This window comes from Pseudomonas sp. B6(2017) (assembly GCF_002112765.1).
Lineage (GTDB): Bacteria > Pseudomonadota > Gammaproteobacteria > Pseudomonadales > Pseudomonadaceae > Aquipseudomonas > Aquipseudomonas piscis.
This window is the reverse complement of the sequence record NZ_NEIQ01000047.1, coordinates 1-3,517: the sequence shown is the minus strand read 5'-3', so window position 1 is coordinate 3,517 and position 3,517 is coordinate 1. Positions and strand designations below refer to the sequence as shown.

The 3,517-nt window shown below is 64.0% G+C and carries 2 protein-coding genes; both read right to left on the bottom strand.

What is annotated here, in order from left to right; genetic code table 11:
* Positions 1-2,624 (bottom strand): efflux RND transporter permease subunit (locus CAG11_RS32785; RefSeq protein WP_256578830.1); only part of this gene is annotated, 2,624 nt, incomplete at its 3' end.
* Positions 2,625-2,710: 86 nt separating this feature from the next.
* Positions 2,711-3,517: efflux RND transporter periplasmic adaptor subunit (locus tag CAG11_RS32780; protein WP_085653317.1), on the bottom strand; the 807-nt coding region annotated here is incomplete at its 5' end.

The following is a 3,517-nucleotide window of genomic DNA, read 5'->3' as shown; positions in this document are numbered from 1 at the left end:
ACCACACCGATGAGCCCGAACGGAGCCATCGCCAACGCCAGGAACATGCGCGAGAAACTGCGCAGTTGCACCATCAGCAGCACGCACATCACCAGTGCCGTGATGGGCAGCACGGCGGCGAGTGATTTGCTGCCCTTGGCCGCTTCCTCGACTGCGCCGCCGACTTCAACCTTGTAGCCCTTGGGCAGCTCGGCAGAGAACCGTGACACGGCGGGCGCCAGTGCTTGAACCACGGTGGCCGCCTCGAGCCCTTCGCGAACGTCGCCCTGTACGGTGATCAGGGGCAGGCGCTGGCGGCGCCAGACGATGGGGTCTTCCACGCCGAAACTGAGCTTGGCGATCTGCGTCAAGGGAACGCTATGGCCAGCGGCCGTGCGCAACTGGAGATTAGCGAGGGTTGCCAGGTTGGTGCGTTCGCCGATTTGCGCGCGGATCACCACATCGATAAGCCGCTCCTGGTCGCGCACCGTGGTGACCGCCGAGCCGGAGAAGATGGTTGCCATGGCACTGGCGATGTCTTCCGAGGAAAGCCCCAATGCCCGCGCTTGGGTCTGGTCGACTTCGACCCGCACGCTGCGTTGTGGCTCGCCGGACAGCAGATGCACCTCCCGGGTGTCGTGGTTGGCAGAGATCAGGTTGGCCAGGCGCGTGGCGATATCACGCACCTGGTTCTGATCGGGGCCAGTGACGCGGTACTTGAGCGGCCAGCCTACCGGAGGGCCGAGTTCCAGCGGCGTCGCACGGGCGATGAGCCCGGAGAACTGCGTCTTGAACGCCTCAGCCAGCCTGGCCTGCAACGCATCACGCTGCTTGACGCTTTTGGCCACCACCACCGTCTGGGTGACGTTCTCGTTCTGCAGCAGCACCTCCATGGGCAGATAGAAACGAATGGCGCCGGAGCCGATGTAGGTGGAGAAGCGCTCGACATCCGGGTCGTTCTTCAGCAACTCCTCGAGTTTTGAGGCCTGGCGTATGGTTGCATCCAGCGAGGCATTCTGCGGCAGCGTCAGGCTGACCAGCAGTTCGGGGCGGTCGGAGGGCGGGAAGAACTGCTGTTCGAGGTAGCTTGCCCCGCCGAGCGACGCCACGAAGGCCGCGCCGGCAAAGCCCAGGGTCAGCGCCCGATGCTTGAGGGCCCAGGCCAGCGCCCGTTCGTAGGCGTTCATCACGCGCCCGCCGCCATGCCCGTGATGGGGCATCGACTTGGGCAGGATCAGGGTCCCGAGCAAGGGCGAGAACAGCACCGCAACCACCCAGGAAGCCGACAGCGAGATCAGCACCACCATAAACATCGAGTAGCAGTATTCACCCGCGCTCGAGGCGGCGAACCCCACCGGGATGAACCCGGCGATCATCACCAGGGTGCCGGTCAGCATCGGGAAGGCAGTTGAATCGTAGGCGAAGCTCGCTGCCCGCTTGAGGTTCCAGCCTTCTTCGAGTTTGCCGACCATGGCCTCGACGGTGATCATCGCGTCATCCACCAGCAGGCCGAGGGCGATGATCAAGGCCCCCAGCGAGATGCGTTGCAGGCCGATGCCTGTCAACTCCATGCCGATAAAGGTCATGGCCAGAACCAGAGGGATCGAGAGGCTGACCACCAACCCGGCGCGCACGCCGAGCGAGAGAAAGGACACCGCGAGCACGATGGCCACCGCTTCGGCGAGGACCGTCAGAAAACCACTGACGGCCTGCTTCACCACGGTCGATTGGTCGGCGACCTGGATCATCTCGATACCGTGGGGCAGGGAGGTCTTGACCTCATCCATGCGGTTGCGAACCGCTTCGCCAAAATTCAGCAGGTTGCCACCCGAGGCCATCGAGATGGCAAGGCCTAGGGCTTTCTCACCATTGACCCGGAACAGCGGCGCGGGCGGGTCGGCGGCAATGCGCCGGATAGCCGCGAGCTCGGTGAGCGGCACGAAACGATCATTGGCGCGCAAGGTGACGTTGCGCAGGCTTTCCTCGGAGGCGAAACCGCCGCTGACGCGCAGGGCGATCTTGTCCTCGGCCAGCCGCACCGTGCCAGAAGGTATCACCGCGTTCTGCGCCTTCAAGGCGCGCAGTACGGCCTCTTCATCAAGCCCGAAGGCGGCCAGCCGGCCAGGGGAGAATTCGATGACAATCTGCTCCTCCTGTACTCCCAGCAACTGCACCTTGCCGATTCCGGGAATCCGCAGCAGCTCCGCACGCACGCCTTCGAGGTAGTCACGCAGTTCACGGTCGGAGAACCCCTCGGCGGTGAAGCCGAAGATCTGCCCGTAGGTGTCGCCGAATTCGTCGTCGAAGGAGGGGCCCTGCACGCCGCTTGGCAGCGTGGCGGTGATGTCGGCCATCTTCTTGCGAACCTGATACCAGGCATCGGGAACCACTCGCGCCGGCGCATCGTCGCGCAGGTTGACCATGATCACGGTTTCGCCAGGGCGCGTGTAACTGTCGAGCCGGTCGAGATAGGGGATCTCTTCGAGCTTCTTCTCCAGGCGGTCGGTCAGGAGTTTCGTCGTGTCGTCGATGGTCGCTCCGGGCCAGTGGGCGCTCACGACCATGGTCTTGATGGTGAAGGCCGGGTCTTCGTTGCGACTCAGCTTGGCATAGCTCAGCGCACCACCGACCAGGGTCACCAGCATGAGGAAGAACATCAGTGGCATCTGGCCGATCGACCAGGCCGAGAGGTTGAAGCCGCGGGAATCTGCAGGGGGGGGCGGGCTGGGTTTCATTGGGCCACCTCGGCAGTATCGTAGACGACCTTTTGCCCGGCCCGGAGCTTGCTGACCCCGGCCGTTACCACTGCATCGCCTTCGCTCAATCCGGACTCGACCAGTGCTTGCGTGGCGGTATAGCGGGTGACGACCACAGGTTTGCGAACCAGCAGGTGATCGGAGGGCTGAACCACGAAGACTGCCGGCTTGCCGTCCTCGCTCGTCAGGGCCGAGGCGGGGAGAATGAACAGGGTTTTGCCGGGCAACAGCAGACGGCCTGTCACGGTGGCTCCCAAAGCCATGGCCGGCGGGGTTTGCGGCAGCGCAATGCGCACCCGATAGGTGCGGGTGGCGGCATCTGCGGTTGGGCTGGAATCACGGATCGAGCCAATGACCTTGATCTTGGGGTCCGACACCAGCGCGACTTCGACTTTCACGTCCGAGACCACTGAGGTGTAGAGGCGCTCAGAGATATTGAAGACCGCGTCACGCTCCTGCGTCGAGGCGAGCTTGAACGCCAGCTGACCGGCATCGACCACCTGGCCGTTATTGACCATCACCGCGCTGACGATAGCGGCATCGGGCGCACGCAACTCGGTGTAGCTCAATTTGTTGCGTGCCGTGAGCAGCCCGGTTTTCGCGACATTGAGCCTTGCGTTGGCCGCCCGCCAGTTGGCCGCGGCCTCATCCACCCGGGCCCGTGCAACGAACTGTTTGTCGAAGAGCATGCGCTGGCGATCAAGCCCCGAGCGGGCAAATTCTTCTGCCGCTTCCGCGCTGCGCACTTCGGCCTCGGCCACCCGTACCTCATTCTGCACATC